Origin of the sequence: Streptomyces sp. NPDC048584, from assembly GCF_043199595.1 — a bacterium.
In the GTDB taxonomy this organism is placed as follows: domain Bacteria; phylum Actinomycetota; class Actinomycetes; order Streptomycetales; family Streptomycetaceae; genus Streptomyces; species Streptomyces edwardsiae.
Map to the genome: position 1 here is coordinate 15,435 of NZ_JBICWF010000020.1, position 25,644 is coordinate 41,078.

Sequence of the window (25,644 nt, forward strand, 5' to 3'; positions counted from 1 at the left end):
GCTCGGCCGTCAGACGCGGATGACCTGCGGGCCGAGCAGGGAGTGGCGGTGTGCCTCGGCGGCGGGGAGGAGGTTGCTGGTGACGATCGCCTCGAGCGCGCCGACCTCGGCGAAGCGGCAGAAGCTGACCGCGCCGAACTTGGTGTGCACCCCGGCGAAGATCGAGCGCCGGGCCGAGCGGATGGCCTGTGCCTTGACCTCGCTGACGGCGGGGTCGGGGGTGGTCAGGCCGTGTTCACGGGAGATGCCGTTGGCGCCGATGTACGCCAGGTCGACGACGAATCCGGCGAGCATCCTGGTGGTCCAGTGGTCGACGGTGGCCAGGGTGCCGGAGCGGACCCGGCCGCCGAGGAGCAGGACGGAGACGTTCTCGGTCTCGGCGAGGGCGCCGGCGGTGGGCAGGGACGCGGTGACCACGGTCAGCGGCCGGTCCCGGGGCAGGGCCTCGGCGATGAGCTGCGGGGTGAAGCCCTCGTCGACGAAGACCGTCTCGGCGTCGCCGAGGAGTTCGGCGGCGGCCGCCGCGATCCTGCGCTTCTCGGGTACGTGGCTGGTGGCGCGGAAGGCGAGGGTCGTCTCGAATCCGGCGCTCTCCACCGGGCAGGCGCCGCCGTGGGTGCGGCGGAGCAGGCCGTGGTCCTCCAGTACCCGAAGGTCCCGCCGTACGGTCTCCCGGGCGACGCCCAGATCGGTGGCGAGGGCGGTGACCTCGACGGAGCCGGTGGCCCGTGCCAGGCGAACGATCTCGCGCTGGCGTTCCTCGGCGCTCTGCGCCGCTCTGGTCGTCGTCATCGGCGACACCCGCTTCCGTACGTTCTTCCGCGCCTCGATCGCCTCCGTCCGGTGCTACGGACGTGCCCGTTCGGGCTCGGTGGCGTCCATGGGGCAAGTTGTACAGCGGTCCCCGCAGCCTGAACAGGCCTGTTACTGATCCGATGCTGCCCGGTTGTGCCCGTTTGATTCGCCGCGTGCCCGTCTTCGACCTGCATGCCCGTGCGCGGCCACGTGGGTTCGGGCATTGCCGATGCCCGAATGCGGGAGCGGACGGGCCCGTTCGGTGCCCGTCCGCTCCTGTGAGGGTCGTGTTTCCGCCGTGGTGGCCGGTCTCAGTACGGCCAGATCGGCGGGTCGGTGAGGAAGGGGCCGCCCAGGCTGGAGTGGGCCGGATTGTCCGGATCCAGCTCGCCCTGCTCGGCGATCAGCTTCTCGGCGTACTGCTCGGAGTCGTCCTGCGGCTCGTAGCCGAGCGCCCGCGCGGAGGTGAGGTCCAGCCACTGGCGGGTGTTCCGGGAGGAGCCGTTGACGACGGTGTGCCCGACGTTCTCGGCGGTGAGGGCCGCGTGGAAGAGGCGGGCGCCGTCCGCCGGGCTCATCCAGATCGACAGCATGCGCACGCTGGTCGGCTCGGGGAAGCAGGAGCCGATGCGCACGGAGACGGTCTCGATCCCGTGTTTCTCCCAGTAGAGCTGGGCGAGGTCCTCGCCGAAGCACTTGGACAGGCCGTAGTAGGTGTCCGGGCGGCGCGGCGTCCCGGCCGGGATGAGCGGGTCGCCGTCCCGCGGGCGGGGGGTGTAGCCGACGGCGTGGTTGGAGGAGGCGAAGACGATACGGCGGACCCCCTCCTCGCGGGCGGCCTCGTACAGGTTGTACGTGCCCTCGATATTGGCCCTGAGGATCTTCTCGAACGAGGACTCCAGGGAGATGCCCGCGAGATGGACGATCGCGTCGACGCCGCGGACCGCCTCGCGCAGGGCGTCCCTGTCGGCGAGATCGGCGACGACCGTGTCCGGTTCGCCGTCGATCGGGCGCATGTCGAGCAGGCGCAGCTCATGGCCGTGTGCCGGGAGCAGTCCCCGCATCAGGGTGCCGAGGCCGCCGGCGGCGCCGGTGAGCAGAACGGTGCGGGGAGCGGGCATCCTCGGGTCTCCTTGCATCGCCGGCCGCGACACCGTACATATGTGCGCACGGCATTCATATTCTTGGACACGCTAAGGAGGCGGGGCGCGGCGCGTCAAGTATTCCGCGACTTCCTGGGGAAGGGAAGAATCCGCTGGTGTGTGACGGAGAGGGGTGCTTGACCGGGGTCCTCGGGGCGTCTTAGCGTGAACATGTTCAGGAATATGGACGTGAATCAGGAATATGGACCCGGGAGAGCTTGTGACGCCAGCCCCTCTCACCACCCGACTCGGTGTCCCCAGCGGGCCGCTGTTCTTCCCGGTCACCGCCTACGGACCCGACGGCACCCTCGACCTCGACACCTACCGGCTCCATGTACGGCGCGGGGTGGAGACCGGGGCCGCCGCCGTGTTCGCCTGCTGCGGCACCGGTGAGTTCCACGCGCTGACGCCCGAGGAGTTCGAGCTGTGCGTGGGCGCCGCGGTCGAGGCCGCCGGCGGTCGTGTCCCGGTCGTCGCGGGCGCCGGCTACGGCACCGCGCTCGCGGTCCGCTACGCCCGCCTCGCCGAGCGTGCGGGCGCCGACGGGCTGCTCGCGATGCCGCCGTATCTGGTGCGGGCCGCGCAGGAGGGGCTGTTGCGGCACTACCGGCAGCTGGCCGCCGCGACGTCCCTGCCGGTCGTCGTCTACCAGCGCGACAACGCCGTCTTCACCCCGGCGACCGTCGTCGAACTGGCCCGCACGGAGGGGATCATCGGCCTCAAGGACGGCCTCGGTGACCTCGACCTGATGCAGCGGATCGTCAGCACCGTACGCGCCGAAGGGCCCGCGGACTTCCTGTACTTCAACGGGCTGCCCACCGCCGAACTGACCCAGCCCGCGTACGGCGCCCTCGGTATCACCCTCTACTCGTCGGCGGCGTTCTGCTTCGCGCCCGAGATCGCGCTCGCTTGTCACAAGGCGTTCCGTACCGGCGACACGGTCACCGTGAACCGGCTGGTCGACGGCTTCTACCGGCCGTTCGTCGAACTGCGCGCCAAGGGGAGCGGTTACGCCGTCTCCCTGGTCAAGGCGGGGGTGCGCCTGCGCGGCCTCGACGTGGGAGAGGTGCGGCCGCCACTGCACGAACCGGCCGGGGATCATGTGAAGCAGCTCGCTCAGCTGATCGAGCGGGGACACGCGCTGCTCGAGGAGGGCAAGTGAAGGCGTCGGCGTTCGTCTATCCCTGGGATGTCAACGGGGATCCGGAGGCGGCCGGGCGGATCGCCGGGCTGGGGGTGGGGCAGGTGACGCTGGCGTCGGCGTATCACTCGACGCGGGCGCTGACTCCTCGGCATCCCCGGCATCGGGTGGTGACCGCGGAGCACGCGGCGGTGCTGTACCCGCCGGGGGAGCGGTGGGCGGGGCGCGTCCCGCGGCCCTACGCGGCCGGCGACTGGGCGCCCGGCGACGCCTTCGGTGCGGCCGCCGCCGCGCTCGCGGACGCGGGTCTCGAGGTGCACACGTGGGTGGTGCTCGCGCACAACTCCCGGCTGGGGGCGGAGCATCCGGACACCTCGGTGGTCAACGCCTACGGTGACCGTTATCCGTGGGCGCCGTGTATCGCGCAGGCCGGTACGCGTGCGTATCTGGTCGATCTCGCCGCCGAGGCGGCGGTGCGGCCCGGCGCGCGCGGTACCGAACTGGAGTCCCTCGGCTGGTACGGACTGGCCCATCTGCACGCCCACGACAAGACCGCGGGGGTGGGGCTGGGGGATGCCGGCCAGTACCTGATGTCCCTGTGCTTCTGTCCCGCCTGCCGTGACGGCTACGGGGCCCGGGGACTGGACGGTGATGAGCTCGCCGCCTCCGTACGCACCGCACTGGAACCGGTGTGGCGGGGGGCGCCCTCCGACGGGGGGTGGGCGGGGGTTTCGACACTCCTCGGTGAGGCCACGGCGAACGCCACGCGTGCGTGGCGGGACGATACGGCCCGGACGTTGCAGGAGGCGGCGGTCGGGGCTGTACGCCGGGCCGCTCCCGAAGGCTTTCAGGTGCTGCTGCACGCGGATCCGGTGTCCTATCACTGCGGGGCCAACGCGGGTGTGGATCCCGCGCACATCCTGGGTGTCGCCGATGGCGTGGTCGTACCGTGCACGGGGGGTGCCGGTCTGCTGAGTCCGTTCGCCCGGGAGGCCCGCGGGGGCGCTGTCCTCGCCGCCAACTTCACCGTGGTCTCCGGCATGGGTGGCAGCCCTGCGGGCTTGGCGGCGGACGTGGTGGAGGCGCGGCGCCTCGGGGCGACGGAACTGCGGCTGTATCACGCGGGGTTGGCCGCGGATGCGGATCTGGAGGCGGTGCGGGGGGTGTTGGCGGGGCTCTGAGCCGCCGGTGCGGGCCGGGGCCGGGGCGTGTTTGCGCAGCCCGGTGCTCGCGGGGTGCCGTCGCGCCCACCCGTGCCGCCCCAGCGGCACGATTGCCCGCGGGAACGGGGGGTGGGTGTTCGCGGTTGGGGTGTGTCAGGCCGGGGTGGGGTTTCGGGGGGTGAGGAGGGGTGTGGCCGTCGCTGCGAGGGCGCAGGCGACGGCGGCCAGGAGCAGGCGGTGGTCGGTGTGGTCGGCCAGGGCCGCCGCTGTGGCCAGGCCCAGGACGTTTGGGGTGTAGATCAGGGTGTTGGCGGTGGCCGTGGCTCTGCCCAGGAGGGTGGGCGGGGTTTCGCGTTGGAGTGCCGTCAGGGCGGCGATCAGTACCGCCGGCAGGGCCGCGCCCACGGCCGCGCTGCAGACCCATGCCAGGGGTTCGTTGGGGATCGCGCGCAGTCCCACCGCCGCGGCCAGCAGGGCGATGCCGTACGCCGCGAAGCGCCGTTCGCCCAGGCGCCGCAGGGCCGGGCCGGAGAGCAGGCCGACGAGTACCGAACCCGCGCCCTGGACGGCGTACAGCACGCCGGCGTACGCCGGGGAGTGGCCGAGGGCCTCGACCACGGCGTAGATCAGCGCCCCGTTCAGGCCCGCGCACAGCATCGTGGCGCCGGCCGCCAGTACCAGCGGGCGCAGGACCGGATGCGCCCACAGATGGCGGGCGCCCTCGGCCGTACCCCCGCCGGGCGCGCGTACCGGCCGGTCCTCCCGTACCCGCAGCGACGCGTACACGACCGTGGCGAGCAGGAAGGTGACCGAGTCCAGTACGGCGACGCCCGCCCCGCCGTACGCCGCGTACAGGCCCGCGCCCGCCAGCGGGGCCAGCAGTTTCATGCCCTCGTTGGCGGTCATCCGCAGTCCGTTGAAGTCGCCGAGCAGGGAGCGGTCCACGGCGGTGGCGATCAGCGCCGACTCGGCCGCGTCATGGACGACGCCCGTCGCGCCGTACACGAACAGCACCGCGTACAGCAGCCACAGCCCCCGCGGGGAATCGACGACGCACAGGGCGGGCAGGAGCGCCGCCATCAGCAGGCTCGCGGCGATCAGCAGCGGCCGGCGGCGGAACCGGTCGGCCAGGGTGCCGAGGAGCGGGCCGGCCAGGGTGGGCGCCCACATCGCCAGCATGCACAGGGCCGCGAGACCGTCCGAGCCGGTGAGGTCCTTGACCCACACCCCCGAGGCCAGCCACAGCGCGGAGGTGCCGAAGCCGGAGATCACCACGCCGGTGAGGTAGAGGCGGGCGTTGCGGTCGCGCAGTACGCGGGCCGGCGTCCATGTCGTCGTCATGACGGGTCATCGTGGATCTAAGGCACCCGCCGGGGGATCGGGCAGGTGCCTCAGACCGGCGATGAGTTTCGCCGCCGGGCCCGGTCCACCTCTCAGGAACACCGTGCGATGAGGAGCACTCCGATGACCGACACCACGCTCGACCTAGGACCGCAGACCCGGATCGTGGCCCGTCTCGCCGAGGGCGTCACCGACGGGCAGCTGGCGGACGGGACACCCTGTCCGCAGTACGCGGTACGCAACATGCTGGGCCACCTTCTCGGGCTGGCCGTCGCCTTCCGGGACGCCGGCCGCAAGAGCCTGGGGGCCACCACCGACACCAGCCCGGAGGCCGCCCTGCCGGACATCGGGCCGGGCTGGCGGGAGCAACTGCCCAAGGTGCTCGACGAGCTCGCGGAGGTCTGGCGGGACCCGGAGGCATGGACCGGCATGACCCGCGCGGGCGGTCTGGATCTGCCGGGCGGGGTCGCCGGTGCCGTCACCGCCGACGAGCTGGTGATCCACGGCTGGGACCTGGCCCGCGCGACAGGGCAGCCGTACGAGCCGGACCCGGCCGCGCTCCAGGCGGCGCACGACTTCCTGCTGGCCGCAGCCGCGGAGTCCGACGGAGGCGGCGGCATCTTCGGCCCCGTCGTTCCCGTACCGCCCACCGCCTCCCTCCTCGACCGGACGATCGGCCTCAGCGGCCGCGACCCGGACTGGACGGGTCACGCCTGACCGCGGAGGTTCAGGACGTTCGCCGAGTTGCGATGGCGCACGGCCCGGCCCGGCCGGTCCCCCGTCCCGGTCCCCGCCCGTCCAGGAGGCGGCGGACCGTGTGCACACCCCGACGGGCCGTGCGCGTCACCACCCCCGCCCGGCCGCGCGCCCGGCCGTTCCCCACCACACGCACGGCGCGGGACATCGCGAAAGCGAACCCGGGCCACCCCGCCCGGCGCTCGTCTCCCGGCCTCCGGCCGCCCGCCGCGGCCGCGCACGCTCCCCGTCGGGCAACTCCAAGTTCCTTTGTCAGAAGCATTGACGAACACTCTCGGTCACTCCTACGGTCATCCGCGTCGTACTTCGTACGTCATATATGAGACGCAATACGCGAGATCAGATACGCGAGATCCGAGAGGCGCGCATGACCTCTGTGCCCACGCCGATCCCCTCCCGCACGCAGTACGTGCTGGAGGAGATCAAACGCCGCATCCTCACCGGCCGGTTCACACCGGGCCAGGCCCTGGTCGAGACCGACCTCGCCGCACAGTTCGGGGTGTCCAAGACCCCGGTGCGCGAGGCGCTCAAGACCCTGGCCGGGACCGGACTGGTCGTGATGAGCCAGTACAAGGGCGTCACGGTGCGCATGGTCGACGCGGACATGGCGCGCGAGGTCTACGACGTGCGGCTGCTCCTCGAACCCGAGGCGCTGAAGCGCGCCGTGCGGCGCGGTGCCTCCCTGGACGCCGCGCGAGACGCGCTGACGCGGGCCGACCAGGCCGGCGACACCGCCGAACGCTCGCTCGCCAACCGGGAGTTCCACCGCGCCCTCTACGTGCCCTGCGGCAACCCGCTGCTCGGCCGGATGCTCGACGAGGTCCGCGACCAGGCGGCGCTCGTCTCGGCCGTCGCCTGGGCCACCGACCCCTCCTGGGACCGGGAGGCCAGCGAGCACCGCGAGATCCTGCGGCTCGCCCTCGACGGCGACGCCGACGGCGCGGCGCGCGCCCTGCACTCGCACATCGCGTCGTTCGTACGACGGGCCTTCCCCGAAGCGGAGTTCGACGGGGAATTCGTGGCCCCGGAAGCCCAGAAAGAGGACGGTCAGGCATGACAACGACGTTCGAGACCCAGCGGGCGGCCCTGGCCGACGTGGTGGCGATCCCGGTGACCCCGTTCGCCGAGGACGGCTCCCTCGATTCAGGCACCTACCGGGCTTTGCTGCGTCGTCTCCTCGACGGTGGCATCACGACCCTCACCCCCAACGGCAACACCGGCGAGTTCTACGCCCTGACCCCCGACGAGCGCCGGCTGGTCACCGAGCTGACCGTGGAGGAGGCCGGGGACCGCGCGGTGATCCTGGTCGGGGTGGGCCACGACGTGCCCACCGCCGTCGCCTCCGCGCGGCACGCCCGTGAACTCGGCGCGCAGATGGTGATGGTGCACCAGCCCGTCCACCCCTACGTCGCCCAGAGCGGCTGGGTCGACTACCACCGCGCCATCGCCGAGGCCGTGCCCGAACTGGGCGTCGTCCCCTACCTCCGCAACCCCCAGCTGACCGGCGCCCGGCTCGCCGAACTCGCCGACGCCTGCCCCAACGTCATCGGCGTGAAGTACGCCGTGCCGGACGCGTCGAAGTTCGCCGCCTTCGCCCGCGACGCGGGACTCGAACGGTTCGTATGGGTGGCGGGGCTCGCGGAGCCGTACGCGCCCTCCTACTTCTCGGCCGGCGCCACCGGCTTCACCTCCGGCCTGGTCAACGTCGCCCCGTCCGTCTCGCTGAACATGATCGAGGCGCTGCGCTCCGGCGACTACCCGGCCGCGATGAAGGTGTGGGAGCAGATCCGCCGCTTCGAGGAACTGCGCGCCGCAGGCGGCTCCGCCGACAACGTCACCGTCGTCAAGGAGGCCCTCGCCTCCCTCGGCCTGTGCCGCCGCGAGGTCCGCCCGCCGAGCAGACTGCTGCCGGAGAGCGAGCGCGCCGAGGTCGCCGCCATCGCCGCGGGGTGGTCGATATGAACGCCAGGAAGCCCCCGGAGCAGCTGCGCAGCCACCAGTGGTACGGCACCGACGGCCTGCGCTCCTTCAGTCACCGCGCCCGCACCCGCCAGCTCGGCTACCTCCCCGAGGAGCACCTGGGCAAGCCGGTCATCGCGATCCTCAACACCTGGTCCGACATCAACCCCTGCCACGTCCATCTGCGCGACCGCGCGCAGGCCGTCAAACGGGGCGTGTGGCAGGCGGGTGGCTTCCCGCTCGAGTTCCCGGTCTCCACCCTCAGCGAGACCTTCCAGAAGCCGACCCCCATGCTCTACCGCAACCTCCTCGCCCTGGAGACGGAGGAGCTGCTGCGGTCGTACCCGGTCGACGGCGCCGTGCTGATGGGCGGCTGCGACAAGTCCACGCCCGCCCTGCTGATGGGCGCCGCCAGCGCCGACCTGCCCGCCGTGTTCGTGCCCGCCGGGCCCATGCTGCCCGGACACTGGCGAGGCGAGGTCCTGGGCTCCGGCACCGACATGTGGAAGTACTGGGACGACAAGCGGGCCGGCCTCATCGGCGACTGCGACATGCTGGAACTGGAGAACGGCCTGGCCCGCTCGCCCGGCCACTGCATGACCATGGGGACGGCGTCCACGCTGACCGCCGCCGCCGAGGCCCTCGGCGTCACCGTCCCGGGCGCCTCCAGCATCCCGGCCGTCGACTCCGGACACGACCGGATGGCCGCCCGGGCGGGCCTGACGATCGTCGACCTGGTCCACAAGGACCGCAAACTCGGCGACATCCTCACCGCGGAGGCATTCCAGGACGCCGTCACGACGGTCCTGGGGCTCGGCGGCTCCACCAACGCCGTCATCCATCTGATCGCCATGGCCGGCCGCGCGGGCGTCAAGCTCACCCTCGACGACTTCGACCGCGTCGCCCGCACCGTCCCGGTGCTCGCGAACGTGCGGCCCGGCGGACAGACGTACCTGATGGAGGACTTCCACTTCGCGGGCGGACTGCCCGGGTTCCTCTCCCGGATCCCGGACCTGCTCCACCTGGACCGTCCCACCGTCTCCCACGACACCCTGCGCGAGCAGATCGCCGGCGCGCAGGTGCACGACGACGACGTCATCCGCACCCGGGACAACCCGGTGGCGGACGAGGGCGGGGTCGCCGTACTGCGTGGCAACCTCTGCCCGGACGGCGCCGTCATCAAGCACATCGCCGCCGAACCGCATCTGCTCAAGCACACCGGCCGAGCCGTCGTCTTCGACGACTACAAGCAGATGCAGCGCACCATCAACGACCCGGCGCTGGACATCACCGCCGACAGCGTGCTGGTTCTGCGGAACGCCGGACCCAAGGGCGGCCCCGGCATGCCCGAGTACGGGATGCTGCCCCTGCCCGACCACCTGCTCAAGCAGGGCATACGGGACATGGTGCGGATCTCCGACGCCCGGATGAGCGGGACGAGTTACGGCACGTGCGTCCTGCACATCGCCCCCGAGTCGTACGTCGGCGGCCCGCTCGCCCTCGTCCGCACCGGGGACTCGATCACCCTGGACGTCGAGAACCGCCTGCTCCGACTCGACGTCGACGACGCGGAGTTGGAGCGCCGCCGGGCGGACTGGACACCGCCGCCCGTGCGTTACGAGCGCGGCTACGGCGCGCTCTACAACGAGCAGATCACGCAGGCCGACACCGGCTGCGACTTCGAGTTCCTCGCCCGACCGGGCACGGTCCAGGACCCGTACGCCGGCTGACCGGCCGCAGGTCCGGCCCTCGCACACCTATGAAGAAAGCGCTTCACCCGCACACGCACCACACAGCACGACGTACCGAGAAACGGAGAACAGTCATGGCCCATGCCGCAGCCGTGGCGAAACCGCCCAGGCCACCCCGGCGGCGCCGTGCCTCCGCCACGCCCCGCAGGCTTCCCTATCTGCTGATCGCGCCGGCCGCCCTGCTCATGCTGGGCTTCATCGCCTACCCGGTCCTCAGCGTCTTCTACTACAGCCTGCAGAACTACAACCCCACCAAGCCCTGGCGCAACGGCTTCGCGGGCTTCGACAACTTCACCCACATCTTCACCGAGGACCCGCTGTTCTGGGACACCCTCGTCTTCAGCGCCAAGTGGGTCTTCGTCGAGGTCGGACTGCAACTGCTGTTCGGCCTGGCGCTCGCCCTCATCGTCAACCAGACCTTCGTCGGCCGCGCCCTCGGCCGCGCCATGGTCTTCTCACCGTGGGCCGTCTCCGGCGTGCTGACCTCCGCGATCTGGGTGCTGCTCTACAACTCCCAGACGGGCATCACCCGTTACCTCGCCGACATGGGCATCGGCGACTACGGCGTCAGCTGGCTGTCGGACACCTCCACCGTGTTCCCGGCGGCCGTCGTCGCCGATCTGTGGCGCGGAGTCCCCTTCTTCGCGATCCTCATACTCGCCGACCTCCAGTCCGTCTCGAAGGACCTCTACGAGGCCGCCGAGGTCGACGGGGCCAGCCGCATCAAGCAGTTCCTGCACATCACGCTGCCGCATCTGAAGGACGCCATCATCCTGTCCACGCTGCTGCGCGCCGTGTGGGAGTTCAACAACGTCGACCTGCTCTACACCCTGACCGGCGGCGGACCCGCGGGCGAGACCACCACACTCCCGCTGTACATCGCCAACACCTCGGTCGACGCCCACAACTTCGGCTACGCGTCGGCACTGACCACGGTCGCGTTCGTCATCCTGCTCTTCTGCTCGATGGTCTATCTGCGGCTGAGCAAGTTCGGAGGCGAGAAGTGATCACCAAGGAGGCCACCGTGGCCGCCCCCGCCCCCGCGCGCACCGCCCCCGCGCCACCCCGGCCGAACAAGAAGCGCCGGGCCTGGGACGAGGCACCCCGCTGGCAGATCTATCTGCCGCTCGGCATCTACCTCGTCTTCACCCTCATCCCCTTCTACTGGATCCTGCTCTTCGCGCTCCGCCCGGCCGGCTCCACCTCGCTCGTGCCCTGGCCGATGACCACCGTCCACTTCGAGAAGGTGTGGACGGACCGGTCCTTCGGCGTCTTCTTCCAGAACAGCGTGCTCGTCGGCGTCGCCACCCTGGTCATGACGACCCTGGTCGCCCTGGCCGGCGGCTACGCCCTCGCCCGGTTCGACTTCAAGATCAAGCGGGCGTTCATGCTGGCCCTGCTCTGCTCCCAGTTCGTGCCCGGCGCGCTGCTGCTCGTCCCGCTGTTCGAGATCTTCGCCGAACTGCAGATGATCAACTCCCTCGGCAGTGTCATCCTCGCCGAGACGGTCTTCCAGCTCCCCCTGTCGATCATTCTGATCAGCAACTTCATCAAGAACGTGCCGTACTCCCTGGAGGAGGCCGCCTGGGTCGACGGCTGCAACCGGTTCAAGGCGTTCCGGGTGGTCGTCCTGCCCCTGCTGCGGCCCGGTCTGATCGCCGTCGGCTCCTTCGCCTTCGTCCACTCCTGGAACCACTTCCTGTTCGCCCTGATGTTCCTCAACAACCAGGAGAAGCAGACCATCCCGGTCGGCCTCAACACCCTGATGAGCGCGGACAGCGTCGACCTCGGCGCGCTCGCCGCGGGCGGCATCATCGCGGCGGTCCCCGTCGTGCTCGTCTTCGCCTTCATCCAGAAGTGGCTGATCACCGGCTTCAGCGCGGGGGCGGTGAAGGGATGACAGCCGGTACGCCCGTTCCCGTAGTCCTCGCCGGCGCCCGCGGCCACGGCCGCTGGCACGTGGCGAACATCCGCCGCCTCCAGGATCAGGGGCTCGTACGGCTCGCCGGCATCTGCGAGCTCACCCCGCTCACCGAGGACGAGTTCGGCGGTGAACTCCCCGAGCAGTCAGCCGACTTCGGCGCGCTCCTGGAGTCCACCGGTGCCCGGATCGCGGTCATCTGCACCCCGATCCCGACCCACACCGACCTCGCCCTCGCGGCGGCCGGACGAGGCGTGCACATCCTGCTGGAGAAGCCGCCGGCGCCGTCGTACGCCGAGTACCGGCGGATGGCCGACGGGGTCGCCGCGGCCGGGGTCGCCTGCCAGGTCGGCTTCCAGTCGCTCGGCTCGCACGCCGTGCCCGCCATCCGCGCCATGGTCGAGGAGGGCGCCGTCGGCCGGGTGGTCGGCATCGGCGGAGCCGGCGCCTGGGTGCGGCCCGAGGAGTACTTCCGCCGGGCCCCCTGGGCGGGCCGGCGCCGGCTGAACGGCGTCGACGTGGTCGACGGCGCGCTCACCAACCCGCTCGCCCACGCCGTCGCCACCGCCCTCGCGCTCGGCGACAGCACCCGCGCCGAGGACGTCGCCGGCATCGAGACCGAACTGCTGCGCGCCAACGACATCGAGTCCGACGACACCTCCTGCGTACGGATCACCACCGCACGCGGCGGCTCCGTCACCGTCGCCGCGACCCTGTGCGCGGAGCGGGCCGACGAGCCGTACGTGCTGGTGCACGGCACCACCGGACGCATCACCTTCTGGTACAAGCAGGACCGCGTCCTGCTCCAGCGCGCCGACCACGGCCCCGAGGAGACCCGGTTCGACCGTACCGACCTGCTGGAGAACCTCGTCGCCCACCTCACCGACGGCACCCCGCTGCTGGTCCCCCCGGACGAGACGGGCGCCTTCATGCAGGTCGTCGAGGCGATCCGCACGGCACCCGACCCGGCACCGCTCCCCGACGGCGCCTGGCGGCACGTCCCCGGTGAGAACCGCCGGGTCGTGCCCGGCGTCGACGGACTCGTCGCGGCCGCCGCCGACACCCTGTCCCTCTACTCCGAGCTGGGCGCCTCCTGGGCCCTGCCCGCCCACCACCTGCCGAAAGAGGTGAGCACCCGATGACCGGCAACGACTCCGTGGTGCTGCGCGTCGCCGGCCGGCCCGTCGGCCGGTACGTCACCCGGCCCGAACTGCAGGCCCGGCTCTCCCCACGGCCCTATCTGCACCCCGTCACCACCCTGGCCGGCACGGCGGTCACCGAACTCAGCCCCGCCGACCACACCCACCACCTCGGCGTCGGTGTCGCCGTTCCCGACGTCGAGGGGTTCAACTTCTGGGGCGGACGCACCTACGTCCGGGGCCGGGGCCCGACCGAACTGGACAACCACGGCTCCCAGCGGCACGCCGCCTACCAGCTGCGCGACCCCGACGGCTTCGTCGAGGAACTGCGCTGGGTGGCCGCGCCCGGCGAGCTGCTGCGCGAACGCCGTACGGTCGGCGCCACCGGACTCACCGACACGGCCTGGGCGCTGGACTTCACCTTCTCCCTCACCAACGTCACCAGTGCGCCGCTCTCCCTCGGCAGCCCCGCCACCAACGGCCGCCCCGGAGCCGCCTACGGGGGCTTCTTCTGGCGGGCCCGCAAGGAGGAGACGGCACCGGACGTCCTCACCGCCGCCGCCGAGGGCGAGAGCGAGGTCCACGGCCGGACGGCCGACTGGATCGCCCTCATCGGCTCCACCTGGACCCTCGTCCTCGCCGGGGCCACCGCACAGACGCGCCAGGACCCCTGGTTCGTGCGCACCGCCGCATACCCGGGCGTCGGCTCCTCCCTCGCCCCTACGGACCGGCTGCCCGTCCCGCCCGGCGAGACCGTGGTCCGCCGGATCGTCACCGTCGTCGCCGACGGCCGGCTCGACCGCACCGAGGCCGCCGCCCTGGTCCGCAAGGCGGTGAGCCCGTGACCGCCGCGCAGACCGACACCACCTACCGCAACCCGGTCCTGGACGCCGACTGGTCCGACCCGGACGTGATCCGCGTCGGCGACGACTTCTACCTCACCGCCTCCAGCTTCGGCCGCGCCCCCGGACTGCCGCTGCTGCACTCCCGCGACCTGGTCAACTGGACCCTCGTCGGCCACGCCCTCGAACGCCTCGGACCCGAGAGCGAGTTCACCACCCCCCGGCACGACTGCGGCGTCTGGGCACCCGCCCTGCGCCACCACGACGACCGTTTCTGGATCTTCTGGGGCGACCCCGACCAGGGCATCTTCCAGGTCAACGCCCCCGAGATCCGCGGCCCTTGGAACAGCCCGCTGCTGGTCAAGGCCGGCAAGGGCCTGATCGACCCGTGCCCCCTGTGGGACGACGAGACGGGCGAGGCGTACCTGGTGCACGCCTGGGCCAGGTCACGCTCCGGCGTCAAGAACCGGCTCACCGGCCACCGGATGCACCCCCACGGCACCGAACTCCTCGACGAGGGCAAGGTGATCGTCGACGGTGACCGCATCCCCGGCTGGTTCACCCTGGAAGGGCCCAAGCTCTACCGGCACGACGGCTGGTTCTGGATCCTCGCCCCCGCCGGGGGAGTGGAGACCGGCTGGCAGGGCGCCCTCCGCTCCCGCGCCTTCTTCGGACCGTACGAGGAGAAGGTGGTCCTGGAGCAGAAGGACACCGACGTCAACGGCCCCCACCAGGGCGGCTGGGTGCGCACCCCGTCCGGCGAGGACTGGTTCCTGCACTTCCAGCAGCGCGGTGCGTACGGCCGTGTCGTCCACCTCCAGCCCATGAGCTGGAGCCCCGACGGCTGGCCGGTGCTCGGGGACGACGGTGCCCCCGTCGCCGTACACCGCCGGCCGGACCTGCCCCCGCAGCCGCCCGCCGCGCCCGCCACCGACGACGACTTCCCCGGCGGACGCCACGGCCGCCAGTGGACCTGGACCGCCAACCCCAAGGAGGGCTGGGCCACCCAGCACTCCGCCGACGGGCTGCGGCTGACCTGTGTCCGCTCCGCCGACGCGCACGACCTGCGCCGGCTGCCCCACGTCCTCACCCAGCGGCTGCCCGCCACCCCGTGCACCGTCGAGGTGGAACTGCGGCTCGACAGCGGGGAACCCGGGGCACGCGCCGGGCTCGCCGTCCTCGGCGACGCCTACCGCTGGATCGGACTCCAGCGCGGCGCCGACGGTGCCGTACACCTGGTGCACCGGTTCGCCGAGACGGTCGCCATGGGGGCACCTCCCACGCCTTCGGGGCAGTGGGGGAAGGAACGCGACGCCGACCACCCACGGCCCGCCCCCGACGGCACCGCCCTGCTGCGGATCGAGATCGGCGCCGGGGCGCGCTGCCGTTTCCTTGCCGACACCGGGGACGGCTTCCGCCCCACCGGCCAGGTCTTCGCGGCCACCCCCTGGCGCTGGGTCGGGGCCCTGCTCGGCCTGGCCGCCGTGGCACCGACCGGTCAGGGACACGCCGGCACCGCCACGTTCACCCGGTTCCGGATCAGTACCCCCGCGCGGGGCTGAGCGGCGCCGGCCACGCCAGACCCCCCACAACTTCATAGTCCGTTGGATCCAGAAGAAGAGAGCCGACCAATGAAGATCAGCAATCTCAGAAACAGCACAAGGCGCCGTGCATCGGCCGCCGTCGCCCTGGGGGCCGTGCTCGCCCTGACCGCCACCGCCTGCGGCGACGACGGCAGCGGCGGGGGCGGCGACGAGGGCGCCGAGGGCAGCGGCAAGGGCAAGATCGTCTTCTGGGACAACAACGGCGGTGTCCGCACCGAGATCTGGAAGGAGGTCATCGCGGACTTCGAGAAGGCGAACCCGGACATCGACGTCCAGTACGTCGGTATCGCCTCCACCGAGTACCAGTCCAAGGTCGACACCGCCATCCAGGGCGGCGGCCTCCCGGACGTCGGCGGCATCTCCGCCTCGATGCTCGCGGGATTCGCCGCCCAGGACGCGCTCGAGACGCTGGACTTCCGGCTGGCCAAGTCCCCGTTGAACGGCAAGCTCAACAAGGACATGATCGAGTCGATGCGCGCCGCGGGCGGCGGCGACGACAAGCTGTACTCGATCCCCACCTCCGCGAACAACGGCGTGCTGTACTACCGCACCGACCTGTTCGAGAAGGCGGGCCTGGAGGAGCCGACCACCTGGGACCTGTTCTACAAGGCCGCCGAGAAGCTGACGAACAAGGGCAAGAACGAGTTCGGCTACACCATCCGCGGCGGCGCCGGCTCCATCGCCCAGGCCCTGGACGCGGCGTACGGCCAGTCCGGCATCACCTCGTTCTGGGACTCCTCCGGCAAGAAGACCACGGTCAACGACCCGAAGAACGTCAAGGCCCTGGAGAAGTACGCGGCCCTGTTCAAGAAGGTCACTCCCGCGGCCGACCTGAACAACGACTTCACCAAGATGGTCGCGCAGTGGGACTCCGGCACCATCGGCATGCTGAACCACAACCTCGGTTCGTACCAGGACCACGTCAAGGCGCTCACCACCGACAAGTTCCGGGGCATCCCGCAGCCGATCGGTCCCGGCGGCAAGCGCGTCCAGGTGTCCAACCCGGTCGACGGCGTCGGTATGTTCAAGAGCTCCAAGAACAAGGAAGCCGCCTGGAAGTTCATCGAGTTCGCCACGTCGGCGGAGTCCAGCTCGAAGTTCAACGAGTCGGCCGGTCAGGTACCGGCGCACGCGGACGCGGCGAAGGACGACTGGATCAGCAAGGCGGAGCCGACGAAGCTGGCGGCGGACGCGTTGAGTGACGGTTCCACCAGTATCGTGCAGCTGCCCTACTATCTGCCGGACTGGAACACGATCTCCAAGGCCGACAATGAGCCGAATTTCCAGAAGGTGCTTCTGGGGGACATGAGTTCCAAGGAATTCCTGGATGGGATGGCCGAGCAGTTGAACGAGGCTCAGGCCGAGTGGCAGGAACAGAAGGGCTGACCTGCGGTCCCTTTTCGCCGGGGGCGGCCTGTGGTTTTCGGGCTGCGGGCCGTTCCTGGCTGGTCGCGCAGTTCCCCGCGCCCCTTTGGGGCGCTCCCCGCCTCCGCTGTCGAAAGGCACCGCTGTGTCCATCTCGCGTAGACAGGTTGCCGTCGTCGGGATCGGCGTTCCTCTTGCCCTTGCTGTGGGCGGGACCGCTCAGGCCGGTTCGCGGCGTCAGCGCGCTCTCTTCATCGCCGGGGATTCCACCGCCGCCCGGAAATACGCCGATGCCGCGCCCGAGACCGGGTGGGGGATGGCGTTGCCCTTTCTGCTCCACCGGCATCTCACCGTCTCCAATCATGCCGTGAACGGGCGGAGTTCCAAGAGTTTTGTCGATGAGGGGCTGCTCGAGGGGATCTTCTCCTCCATTCGGCCCGGCGATCTCCTCCTCGTGCAGTTCGCGCACAACGACGAGAAGAGTGCCGATCCCACCCGCTACACCGAGCCCTGGTCGACGTATCAGGAGTATCTGCGGATGTACGTCGACGGGGCGCGGGCCCGTGGAGCGCGGCCCGTGCTGGCGACCGCCGTGGAGCGGCGGCGGTTCGACGCCGACGGGCGGGCCCTGCCGAGCCACGGGGAGTACCCGGCGGCGATGCGGGCGCTGGCCGCCGAGGAACGGGTCGCGCTGCTCGACGTGCAGGCGCTGTCGCTGGCCCTGTGGCAGGAGCTCGGGGCCGAGGAGACCAAGAAGTACTTCAACTGGACGGCGACCGAGCAGGACAACACGCACTTCAACCCGCCGGGCGCGATCGCCGTCGCGCGGCTGGTGGCCCGGGAGCTGCTGCGCACCCGGGTGCTCGGCCCGCGCGATGTGCGGCCGGACGCCGGGATCCCGGAGTCGTGGATCACCTGGCCGGAGCCCGTCGCGTAACACCCCCTGGACCATGAGAAGGAGAGCCGCACCATGAGCACATCGAGATGGCATGGGCATGCCACGGTGAGAGCCGCCTCGCTGGCCGGCTGCACCGCCCTGGTACTGGCCCTGACCGGGACCGGCGCCCAGGCGCACTCGCCGTCGCACCACCACCGTGACGCCTCCCGGCAGACCCTGGGCGCCCACGACGGCTGGGGTTCCTACGGCACCGGCACCACCGGAGGCGCCGGCGCCGACCGCGCGCATGTGTACACCGTGCGCACCTGGGCCCAGTTCAAGGCGGCCCTCGCGGCCGGCGGGGACGCGCCGAAGATCATCGAGGTGAAGGGGACCATCGACGCCGTCTCCGAGGGCTGCGACGCGTTCGCCGCGCCCGGCTACGACTTCGACGACTACCTGGAGAGGTACGCGCCGGAGACCTGGGGCCTGGAGCAGGACCTCGCCGCGGAGCCCGACGACAGCCCGGAGGGCCTGCGCAGGGCCTCCGCCGCCGCCCAGGACACGGCCATCAAGGCGAACGTCCCCTCCAACACCACGATCATCGGGGTCGGCCGCGACGCAGGCATCAGGGGTGCCAGCCTGCAGATCAAGAACGTGGACAACGTCATCGTCCGCAACCTCACCCTCGAGAGCCCCCTCGACTGCTTCCCGCAGTGGGACCCGACCGACGGCGACCAGGGCAACTGGAACTCCGAGTACGACACCGCCGTCGTCTACGGCTCCACCCATGTCTGGCTGGACCACAACACCTTCACCGACGGCGAGCACCCCGACAGCGAGGCCCCCACCCACTTCGGGATGCTGTACCAGCAGCACGACGGCGAGCTGGACATCGTCCGGGGCGCCAACTACGTCACCGCGTCCTGGAACGTCTTCACCGAGCACGACAAGACGATCCTCATCGGCAACAGCGACAGCGAGTCCACCGCCGTCGGCGACCGGGGCAAGCTGAAGGCCACCTTCCACCACAACCTGTTCGACGGCCTGGTGGAGCGCGCGCCGCGCGTCCGCTTCGGACAGGTCGACGTGTACAACAACCACTTCGTGGCGAAGGCCGGCTACGCCTACAGCCTCGGCATCGGCAAGGAGTCCCAACTCGTCGCCGAACACAACGCGTTCACGCTCGCCAGGGGCGTCAGCCCGGCGACGATCCTCAAGAAGTGGAGCGAGGCGCCGCTCACCGCCGCCCACAACGTGGTCAACGGCAAGCGGACCGACCTGATCGCCGTGCACAACGCGGAGATCCCCGCCGAGACCCTCCGGTCCGGCGCGGGCTGGACGCCCACCCTGCGGACGGCCGTCCACCCGGCCCGGGCGATCCCGTTCCTGGTCGAGCACGGCGCGGGCGCCGGCCGTATCCGCTGACCCTCCCCGACGGCCGGCCGGTGCGGACCGCCCCCACTGCGGCCCGCGCCGGCCGGCCTCCATCACCCAAGGAGCACCCGCGATGCCCTCGCCCCTGTCCCGAAGGAACGTCCTCCTCGCCGGCGCCACGGCCGGCACCGCGCTCGCCCTCGCCGCCGCCCCGGCCCACGCCGGCCACCAGCGGCCCCGCGGCCCCTTCGGCCGGTACGGCTCACCGTCCGCCCGCCTCACCCCCGGCACCCTGTACGTCCACCCGCGCGGCGCCGGTGACTTCACCTCCGTCCAGGCCGCCGTCACCGCCGCGACCGGCACCGGACGCACCCTCGTCATCGCCCCCGGCACCTACCGCGGGACGGTCTCCGTCGACGCCGACCGCACCGGTATGACCTGGCTCGGCGCCTCCGAGGACCCCCGCGACGTGGTGATCGTCCACGACAACGCGGCCGGCACCCCCAAGCCCGACGGCTCCGGCACCCACGGCACCTCCGGCTCCGCCACCACCACCCTGCGCCCCGACGGCTTCACCGCCCGCTGGATCACCTTCGCCAACGACTGGCTGCGCACCGACCTCCCCGGCACCAGCGGAACCCAGGCCGTCGCCCTCAAGGTCCAGGGCGACCGCAGCGCCTTCACCCACTGCCGCTTCCTCGGCCACCAGGACACCCTGTACGCCGACACACTCTCCCTGAACACCTTCGCCCGCCAGTACTTCGCCCACTGCTACGCCGAAGGCGACGTCGACTTCGTCTTCGGCCGGGCCACCGCCGTCTTCGAGCACTGCCACTTCCGCACCCTGATCCGCCCCGACCTCGCGCAGGCGCCGTACGGTTTCGTCTTCGCGCCCTCCACGGCCGGCCCCAACCCGCGCGGCTACCTCGTCACCCGGAGCAGGATCAGCAGCGAGGCCCCCGACGGCTACTACAAGCTGGCCCGCCCCTGGGTGCCCAGCTCCGACGTCACCGCCCGCCCCATGCTCACCGTGCGCGAGACCCGGCTCGGCGCCGGCCTCGACGCGGTCGCGCCCTACACCAACATGGCGAGCGGCTACCCGTGGCAGGACCAGCGGTTCGCCGAGTACCGCAACACCGGCCCCGGCGCGGCGATCACCGTGCCCGAGAACCGGCCGCAGCTCACCCGCGCCCAGGCGGCGACGCAGACGCGCGAGGCGTACCTCGGGGACTGGCGGCCGTATGACCGGCACCGCTGACCTGCCCGGCTACCTCACGGCGCTCAAGGACGAGCTGGCCTTCCCGCTCGCCTGGGGCACCTCGCCGGTCCGGGACTTCGACCAGTGGCGGCGCACCGCCCGCGCCGTGGTCGAGGAGCACCTCATCGTCGGCCGGCAGGACGGGACACCGTACGACCCCGAGTTCACCGCCCGTTCGGACGGCGACGGATACACGCGGGAGCTGGTCACCCTCTCCCTCACCCGCCACGGACGGGTGCGCGGCGCCCTGCTCACCCCGCACGGCACCGGCCCGTTCCCGGCGGTCCTGCTGCTGCACGACCACGGGTCCCGGTTCGACATCGGCAAGGAGAAGAACGTCCGGCCCTGGTACGACGACGCCCGGCTCGCCTCCGCCGAGGAGTGGGCCGGCCGGTACTTCGGCGGACGCTTCACCGGCGACGAACTGGCCCGCCGCGGGTACGTGGTGTTCTGCGCCGACGCCCTCGGCTGGGGCGAACGCGGCCCGCTGGCCTACGAACAGCAGCAGGCGCTGGCCAGCAACCTCTACCACCTCGGCTCCTCCCTCGCGGGACTGCACGCCCGCGAGGACCAGCGCGCCGCCGCCTTCCTGGCCGGGCTCGGCCGCGTGGACGCCCGGCGGATCACCGCGCTCGGCTTCTCCATGGGCGGCTACCGCGCCTGGCAGGCCGCCGCGCTCAGCGACGACGTCACCGCCGCGGCCAGCGTGTGCTGGATGACCGGCCTCAGGGAGATGATGGTGCCGGGCAACAACACCCTGCGCGGCCAGTCCGCGTTCCACATGCTCCACCCGGGGCTCTCCCGGCACCTCGACATCCCCGATGTGGCGGGCATCGCCGCGCCGAAGCCGATGCTGTTCTTCCACGGCGGGCGCGACGCCCTGTTCCCCGCCGACGGGGTGCGGGCCGCGTACGACAGGCTGCGGGCCGTCTGGCGTGCGTGCGGTGCCGAGGAACGGCTGCGGCTGAGGACGTGGCCGGAGCGCGGCCACGCCTTCGACGCCGAGATGCAGGACGAGGCCTACGCCTGGCTGGAGTCGGTCACCGCCACCGCACCGGGCTGACCGACTCGCCGTCCGCCAGCTCGAGGACCGGGTCCCGGCCCCCGTCCTGGCCGTCGCCGCCCAGGTCGCCGGTGCCGTAGAACTTCTTCATGCCGCCGTCGTACGTGCCGGAGACCGGGACGGTCTCGGACACCGTCCTGCTGCCGGTGTCGGAGGGCCAGGAGGAGGTGGCGGCGCCCGCCGTGGAGGGCATCGGCGTGGTGACGATCGCGGCGCCGGTGAGGCCGAGCGCGGAGAGGCCGGCGGTCGTGGCCCGCCGCTTGGCGCTCCCGCACCGGTGGGAGACGCGCTGTCCGGGTCGTGCGGTCATGCGCAGCGTTCCCCGCGTGGTGAGGGTCTTCGCGTCTTTCGGTCGCCGCCGCCGCAAGAAGGGTTGCCGTCCCCGACGATCTATTCTCTACGCGTCCCCGTCGCCCCGCGCCGCGAAGTCGCCGCCGACCGAGAAGTCCCCCGAGCCGGTGACCGCCGTAGCCTCGTAGGTGTCGTTCCGGGCGTCCCGGCCGCCGCGTTCGTGGTCGTACTGACCGGCGAAGACCCACTCGCCGGGCTCGACCGCACGGCCCTCCTCGAGGGTCCAGGTGTAGACGAGGAAGCCGTCCCGCTCATCCACCGTGAGGTCGAAGTCGCCCTCGGGCAGCGAGCGCCAGGCGCCCGTGGAGGTCACCCCGCCGGTCTGCGCGATCCGCAGTTCCACGGTGAGCGCGGTCAGACGGGCGCTCGTCCTCACGGTGACGTTGCTCTGCGCCCAGAACTCGTTGCTGTGCGGGTCCACCGAGCCGTCCGACCACAGCGGCCCGTCCTCGATCCCGGCCGGTGGCCGGGCGGGCCGGTCGGGCGGACTCGGCGTCCCCGACGGCGGTATGACGGAGTTCCGGGGCGTGTCCGGGGTGTCCGGCGGCGCGGACGGCACCGGCGGCGGCCCGGGTGCCCGGCTCGTCGTCTCCGGGGACGGCGTGGACGTCGGCGAGACCGCCACCTGCCGCCGCGGCGAGGGCTCCTCGCTCTTCACCGCGGACGCGACCGCGTACCCGGCCACCGCCAGCACCCCGGCCACCGCGGCCGTGGCGCCCGCCACCCGGACCCAGCCGAACAGCGGCGGACGCGTGGCCCGGTGCTCCGGGCGGGCCGGTCCGGCCATGCCGCGTTCCACCCGGGCCAGCATGCGCTCCCGGTCGGGCTCGTGCGCCCCGGCCGCCCCGTGCAGCCGGGCGCGCAGCTCCTCGTCCACGTCCCGCCGCGTCGTCACCGGTTTCCTCCCGTGGCCCCGCCGGGACGTCTCCGCCCACCGTCGGCCGTCTCCTCGCGCGTGGCCGCCGCCACCGCCGCGTGCACCCGGTGCGGTACCTCCCGTGTGCCCAGCAGCCGCTGCAGTTCGGTCATCCCCTTCGAGGTCTGGCTCTTCACCGTACCCACCGAGATCCCCAGGGCCAGCGCGGTGTCCTTCTCCGACAGATCGAAGGCGTGCCGCAGCACCACACACGCCCGCTTGCGGAACGGCAGCCGGCGCAGCGCCTCCCGCACATCCACCACGCCCGGCACGTCCGGGTTCTCGGCGCGTTCCTCGCGCGGCGACCAGAACAGCGCGATCCGCCGCCGCTCCCGTACCGCGCTGCGGATCCGGGTACGGGCCAGATTGGCCACCACACCCCGGGCGTACGCGGCCGGACGGTCCGCCGCGCGCACCCGGTCCCAGCGGTGCCACAGCGCGAGCAGCGCGTCCGCCGCCAGATCGTCGGCGATGTCCGGCTCACCCGTCAGCAGATGGGCCAGCCGGGACAGTTCGGCGTAGTGGCGTTCGAAGAACGCGTGGAACTCCGCGGAGGCGGCGTCGTCGGCGACGGTGCCCACGGGCGACCTCCCCTCGCGGCCTCGGGCGCCCGGGGGCACCGGTGACGGTGTCGGTGTGTGTCATGTAGACGACATATGCATGTCCGGAGCCGACCGGCGCGAGTTCCGGAGCGTAGCAGTGATCATTCACAGGGCCGTGCGGTGGGTCGAACAGCGTCTGGCCAGTCGGCAGGTGAATCCGTAACACGAACCACACCTGAACGAGGTTCGGCGCGGGCACAATCCAGCCAGCATCCGCCAGACCAACTCACCGGAATCGAGGAGCAGTCGTATGTCCGAGGCGCAGAAGACGGCCGGCCGACGGGACGCCGGGCCACCCGCGGCGAACAGCCTCGACCGGTACTTCCGGATATCCGAGCGGGGGTCGACCCTCGGCCGGGAGATACGCGGCGGCTTCGCCACGTTCTTCACCATGGCGTACATCCTTGTCCTGAATCCCCTCGTCCTCGGCAGCGCCAAGGACAGGTTCGGCGCGCAGCTCGACGCCGTCCAGCTCACCACCGCCACCGCCCTGGTGGCCGCCGTGATGACGGTCATCATGGGCGTCGCCGGCAATCTGCCGCTCGCGCTCGCCGCCGGACTCGGCCTGAACGCCGTCGTCGCCTTCCAGATCGCCCCGTTGATGAGCTGGGACGACGCGATGGGACTGATCGTCCTCGAGGGCCTGCTCCTGTGCGTGCTGGTGCTGACCGGGCTGCGCGAGGCCGTCATGCACGCCATCCCGCGGCCGCTCAAACAGGCGATCAGCGTCGGCATCGGCCTGTTCATCGCCTTCATCGGCTTCGTCGACGCCGGATTCGTCACCCGCATCCCGGACGCGGCCGGCACCACCGTGCCCGTCCAGCTCGGCGGCACCGGCACCCTCTCCGGCTGGCCGATGCTGGTGTTCTGCCTCGGCGTGCTGCTCACCGTGGCGCTGCTCGCCCGCAAGGTACGCGGTGCCATCCTCATCAGCATCGTCGCCATGACCCTGGTGGCGCTCGTCGTCGACGCCGTCGCCGACGTCCCCAGCTGGGGACTGACCACACCCGAGTGGCCCGACCGGATCGTCGACACCCCCGACTTCGGACTCCTCGGCGACTTCAGCCTGTTCGGAGCCTTCGGGCAGGTGAGCGCGGTCACCGTGATCCTGCTGGTGTTCACCCTGCTGCTGTCCGACTTCTTCGACACCATGGGCACCGTCGTCGGCGTCAGCGCCGAGGCCGGGCTGCTCGACGAACAGGGCAAGGTGCCGCACCTCGGCCGGGTGCTGTTCATCGACAGCGCCGCGGCCGTCGCGGGCGGCGCCGCCTCCGCGTCCTCGGCGACCTCGTACATCGAGTCGGCGGCCGGTGTCGGCGAGGGCGCCCGTACCGGCTTCGCCAACCTGGTCACCGGCGGACTCTTCGGCCTGGCCCTCTTCCTGACCCCGCTGCTCACCATCGTCCCGCTGCAGGCGGCCGCGCCCGCCCTCGTCGCGGTCGGCTTCCTGATGATGACCCAGGTCAAGCACATCGAGTGGGACCGCTACGAGATCGCCATCCCGGCGTTCCTGACCATCGCCGTGATGCCGTTCACGTACTCCATCACCAACGGCATCGGCGCCGGCTTCCTCGCCTACGTCGTCATCAAGACGGTCCTCGGCCGGGCGAAGGAGGTCCACTGGCTGCTGTGGGGCGCGTCGGCGCTGTTCCTGGTGTACTTCGCGATCGACCCGATCGAGCAGCTGCTCGGCGTCAAGTAGCCGCGCGCGCACGGTGGAAGGGCCGCCCCCGGGGGGAGGGGGGCGGCCCGACCGTGAAGACGGTCACGCGGCCCGCGGGGTTCATCGGCCGGCCGCGCCGGCAGTCAGTGGTCCAGTGTGAGGACGAGTTCGCCGATCTTCTCGCCCCGTGCGGGCGCGTAGCCCGAATCGCGTCCGGAGACCTCGAAACCGCACCGCTCCAGCACCCGCCGCGACGCCACGTTGTCCGCGGCCACCCGCGCGTGCACCGGGCGCTCGGGGACCTCCGCCAGCAGGCCGCGCAGCGCGGCCGTGGCGATGCCCCTGCCCCAGTAGGCGCGGTCCACCCAGTACGTCACCTCGCGCTCGCCCGGCTCCCCGTACACCGACACATGGCCCAGCACGTCGCCGTCGACCAGGACCGTGCGGACGACGATCTCCGGCGCGCTGCGGATCTTCGCCCAGTGGGCGTCGAAGCGGTCCCGGTCGGCCGGGTCCTCGGGGGTGAAGGCCGCCATGTGCAGCGACTCCGGGTCGTTCGACTGCCGGTAGAACACCGGCAGATCGCTGTCGTGCACCGGGCGCAGGGCGATGTCCACG

At 71.7% G+C, this 25,644-nt stretch carries 24 protein-coding genes; 17 read left to right on the forward strand and 7 right to left on the reverse strand.

Features of this window, described 5'->3' with window-relative positions; all coding sequences use genetic code 11:
• Nucleotides 1-9: 9 nt before the first annotated feature.
• Nucleotides 10-792 (reverse strand): DeoR/GlpR family DNA-binding transcription regulator, encoded by a 783-nt coding sequence (locus tag ACGFR9_RS32755; protein ID WP_030224508.1) that lies wholly within the window; start codon nucleotides 790-792, stop codon nucleotides 10-12.
• Nucleotides 793-1,106: 314 nt separating this feature from the next.
• Nucleotides 1,107-1,916 carry an NAD-dependent epimerase/dehydratase family protein gene (locus tag ACGFR9_RS32760; protein WP_393215952.1) on the reverse strand — a complete coding sequence of 270 codons (810 nt, stop codon included), beginning with the start codon at nucleotides 1,914-1,916 and terminating at the stop codon, nucleotides 1,107-1,109.
• Nucleotides 1,917-2,139: 223 nt separating this feature from the next.
• Here ACGFR9_RS32760 and ACGFR9_RS32765 point away from each other — a divergent pair, with 223 nt between their 5' ends.
• Together ACGFR9_RS32765 and ACGFR9_RS32770 are read left to right on the forward strand one after the other, a co-directional pair.
• The gene (locus ACGFR9_RS32765; protein ID WP_393215955.1) at nucleotides 2,140-3,099 is read left to right on the forward strand and encodes a 5-dehydro-4-deoxyglucarate dehydratase; all 960 of its coding nucleotides are present in this window, start codon (nucleotides 2,140-2,142) and stop codon (nucleotides 3,097-3,099) included.
• Nucleotides 3,096-4,259: a hypothetical protein gene (locus tag ACGFR9_RS32770; protein ID WP_393215958.1), complete on the forward strand. Its 1,164-nt coding sequence runs from the start codon at nucleotides 3,096-3,098 to the stop codon at nucleotides 4,257-4,259. Before ACGFR9_RS32765 ends, ACGFR9_RS32770 begins: the two co-directional genes overlap by 4 nt.
• 135 nt (nucleotides 4,260-4,394) lie before the next feature.
• On the opposite strand, the gene ACGFR9_RS32775 is transcribed toward ACGFR9_RS32770, so the two are convergent.
• A complete protein-coding gene (locus ACGFR9_RS32775; protein WP_393215961.1) occupies nucleotides 4,395-5,582 on the reverse strand; it encodes an MFS transporter in 1,188 nt (395 codons plus the stop codon).
• A gap of 123 nt (nucleotides 5,583-5,705) precedes the next feature.
• Here ACGFR9_RS32775 and ACGFR9_RS32780 point away from each other — a divergent pair, with 123 nt between their 5' ends.
• From ACGFR9_RS32780 to ACGFR9_RS32845, 14 genes are all read left to right on the forward strand, one after another.
• Complete coding sequence (locus ACGFR9_RS32780; RefSeq protein WP_393215964.1) at nucleotides 5,706-6,299, forward strand: TIGR03086 family metal-binding protein; 594 nt, start codon at nucleotides 5,706-5,708, stop codon at nucleotides 6,297-6,299.
• Between the two features lie 406 nt (nucleotides 6,300-6,705).
• The gene (locus ACGFR9_RS32785; RefSeq protein ID WP_311646576.1) at nucleotides 6,706-7,395 is read left to right on the forward strand and encodes a GntR family transcriptional regulator; all 690 of its coding nucleotides are present in this window, start codon (nucleotides 6,706-6,708) and stop codon (nucleotides 7,393-7,395) included.
• Nucleotides 7,392-8,300: a dihydrodipicolinate synthase family protein gene (locus ACGFR9_RS32790; RefSeq protein WP_393215967.1), complete on the forward strand. Its 909-nt coding sequence runs from the start codon at nucleotides 7,392-7,394 to the stop codon at nucleotides 8,298-8,300. The genes ACGFR9_RS32785 and ACGFR9_RS32790 overlap by 4 nt, the downstream gene beginning before the upstream one ends.
• Nucleotides 8,297-10,027 carry an L-arabinonate dehydratase gene (gene araD, locus ACGFR9_RS32795; RefSeq protein ID WP_393215970.1) on the forward strand — a complete coding sequence of 577 codons (1,731 nt, stop codon included), beginning with the start codon at nucleotides 8,297-8,299 and terminating at the stop codon, nucleotides 10,025-10,027. Before ACGFR9_RS32790 ends, araD begins: the two co-directional genes overlap by 4 nt.
• 95 nt (nucleotides 10,028-10,122) lie before the next feature.
• Entirely contained in the window at nucleotides 10,123-11,055 is a 933-nt protein-coding gene (locus ACGFR9_RS32800) for a carbohydrate ABC transporter permease (RefSeq protein WP_393215973.1), read from the forward strand.
• Nucleotides 11,052-11,948: a carbohydrate ABC transporter permease gene (locus ACGFR9_RS32805; RefSeq protein ID WP_393215976.1), complete on the forward strand. Its 897-nt coding sequence runs from the start codon at nucleotides 11,052-11,054 to the stop codon at nucleotides 11,946-11,948. The genes ACGFR9_RS32800 and ACGFR9_RS32805 overlap by 4 nt, the downstream gene beginning before the upstream one ends.
• Nucleotides 11,945-13,111 carry a Gfo/Idh/MocA family protein gene (locus ACGFR9_RS32810; RefSeq protein WP_393215979.1) on the forward strand — a complete coding sequence of 389 codons (1,167 nt, stop codon included), beginning with the start codon at nucleotides 11,945-11,947 and terminating at the stop codon, nucleotides 13,109-13,111. The genes ACGFR9_RS32805 and ACGFR9_RS32810 overlap by 4 nt, the downstream gene beginning before the upstream one ends.
• Entirely contained in the window at nucleotides 13,108-13,953 is an 846-nt protein-coding gene (locus ACGFR9_RS32815) for a PmoA family protein (RefSeq protein ID WP_393215982.1), read from the forward strand. Before ACGFR9_RS32810 ends, ACGFR9_RS32815 begins: the two co-directional genes overlap by 4 nt.
• Entirely contained in the window at nucleotides 13,950-15,512 is a 1,563-nt protein-coding gene (locus ACGFR9_RS32820; protein ID WP_393215985.1) for a family 43 glycosylhydrolase, read from the forward strand. The genes ACGFR9_RS32815 and ACGFR9_RS32820 overlap by 4 nt, the downstream gene beginning before the upstream one ends.
• A 69-nt stretch (nucleotides 15,513-15,581) precedes the next feature.
• Complete coding sequence (locus tag ACGFR9_RS32825) at nucleotides 15,582-16,940, forward strand: ABC transporter substrate-binding protein (RefSeq protein WP_393215988.1); 1,359 nt, start codon at nucleotides 15,582-15,584, stop codon at nucleotides 16,938-16,940.
• A gap of 124 nt (nucleotides 16,941-17,064) precedes the next feature.
• Complete coding sequence (locus ACGFR9_RS32830; protein WP_393215991.1) at nucleotides 17,065-17,856, forward strand: rhamnogalacturonan acetylesterase; 792 nt, start codon at nucleotides 17,065-17,067, stop codon at nucleotides 17,854-17,856.
• Between the two features lie 33 nt (nucleotides 17,857-17,889).
• A complete protein-coding gene (locus ACGFR9_RS32835; protein WP_393215994.1) occupies nucleotides 17,890-19,224 on the forward strand; it encodes a polysaccharide lyase family 1 protein in 1,335 nt (444 codons plus the stop codon).
• An 82-nt stretch (nucleotides 19,225-19,306) separates the two neighbouring features.
• A complete protein-coding gene (locus ACGFR9_RS32840; RefSeq protein ID WP_393215997.1) occupies nucleotides 19,307-20,431 on the forward strand; it encodes a pectinesterase family protein in 1,125 nt (374 codons plus the stop codon).
• On the forward strand, nucleotides 20,415-21,494 hold the full coding sequence (locus tag ACGFR9_RS32845; RefSeq protein ID WP_393216000.1) for a dienelactone hydrolase family protein: 1,080 nt from the start codon (nucleotides 20,415-20,417) through the stop codon (nucleotides 21,492-21,494). The genes ACGFR9_RS32840 and ACGFR9_RS32845 overlap by 17 nt, the downstream gene beginning before the upstream one ends.
• Here the strand turns inward: ACGFR9_RS32845 and ACGFR9_RS32850 are convergent.
• From ACGFR9_RS32850 to ACGFR9_RS32860, 3 genes are all read right to left on the reverse strand, one after another.
• Complete coding sequence (locus ACGFR9_RS32850; RefSeq protein WP_393216003.1) at nucleotides 21,472-21,804, reverse strand: pectate lyase; 333 nt, start codon at nucleotides 21,802-21,804, stop codon at nucleotides 21,472-21,474. The genes ACGFR9_RS32845 and ACGFR9_RS32850 overlap by 23 nt on opposite strands.
• An 87-nt stretch (nucleotides 21,805-21,891) precedes the next feature.
• Entirely contained in the window at nucleotides 21,892-22,740 is an 849-nt protein-coding gene (locus ACGFR9_RS32855) for a hypothetical protein (RefSeq protein ID WP_393216006.1), read from the reverse strand.
• Nucleotides 22,737-23,342 carry a SigE family RNA polymerase sigma factor gene (locus ACGFR9_RS32860; RefSeq protein ID WP_393216008.1) on the reverse strand — a complete coding sequence of 202 codons (606 nt, stop codon included), beginning with the start codon at nucleotides 23,340-23,342 and terminating at the stop codon, nucleotides 22,737-22,739. The genes ACGFR9_RS32855 and ACGFR9_RS32860 overlap by 4 nt, the downstream gene beginning before the upstream one ends.
• Before the next feature lie 271 nt (nucleotides 23,343-23,613).
• Here ACGFR9_RS32860 and ACGFR9_RS32865 point away from each other — a divergent pair, with 271 nt between their 5' ends.
• Nucleotides 23,614-25,065 carry an NCS2 family permease gene (locus ACGFR9_RS32865; protein WP_393216010.1) on the forward strand — a complete coding sequence of 484 codons (1,452 nt, stop codon included), beginning with the start codon at nucleotides 23,614-23,616 and terminating at the stop codon, nucleotides 25,063-25,065.
• 104 nt (nucleotides 25,066-25,169) lie between these two features.
• Here ACGFR9_RS32865 and ACGFR9_RS32870 read toward each other — a convergent pair whose 3' ends face one another.
• Entirely contained in the window at nucleotides 25,170-25,643 is a 474-nt protein-coding gene (locus ACGFR9_RS32870) for a GNAT family N-acetyltransferase (RefSeq protein ID WP_393216013.1), read from the reverse strand.
• Nucleotide 25,644 lies beyond the last annotated feature (1 nt).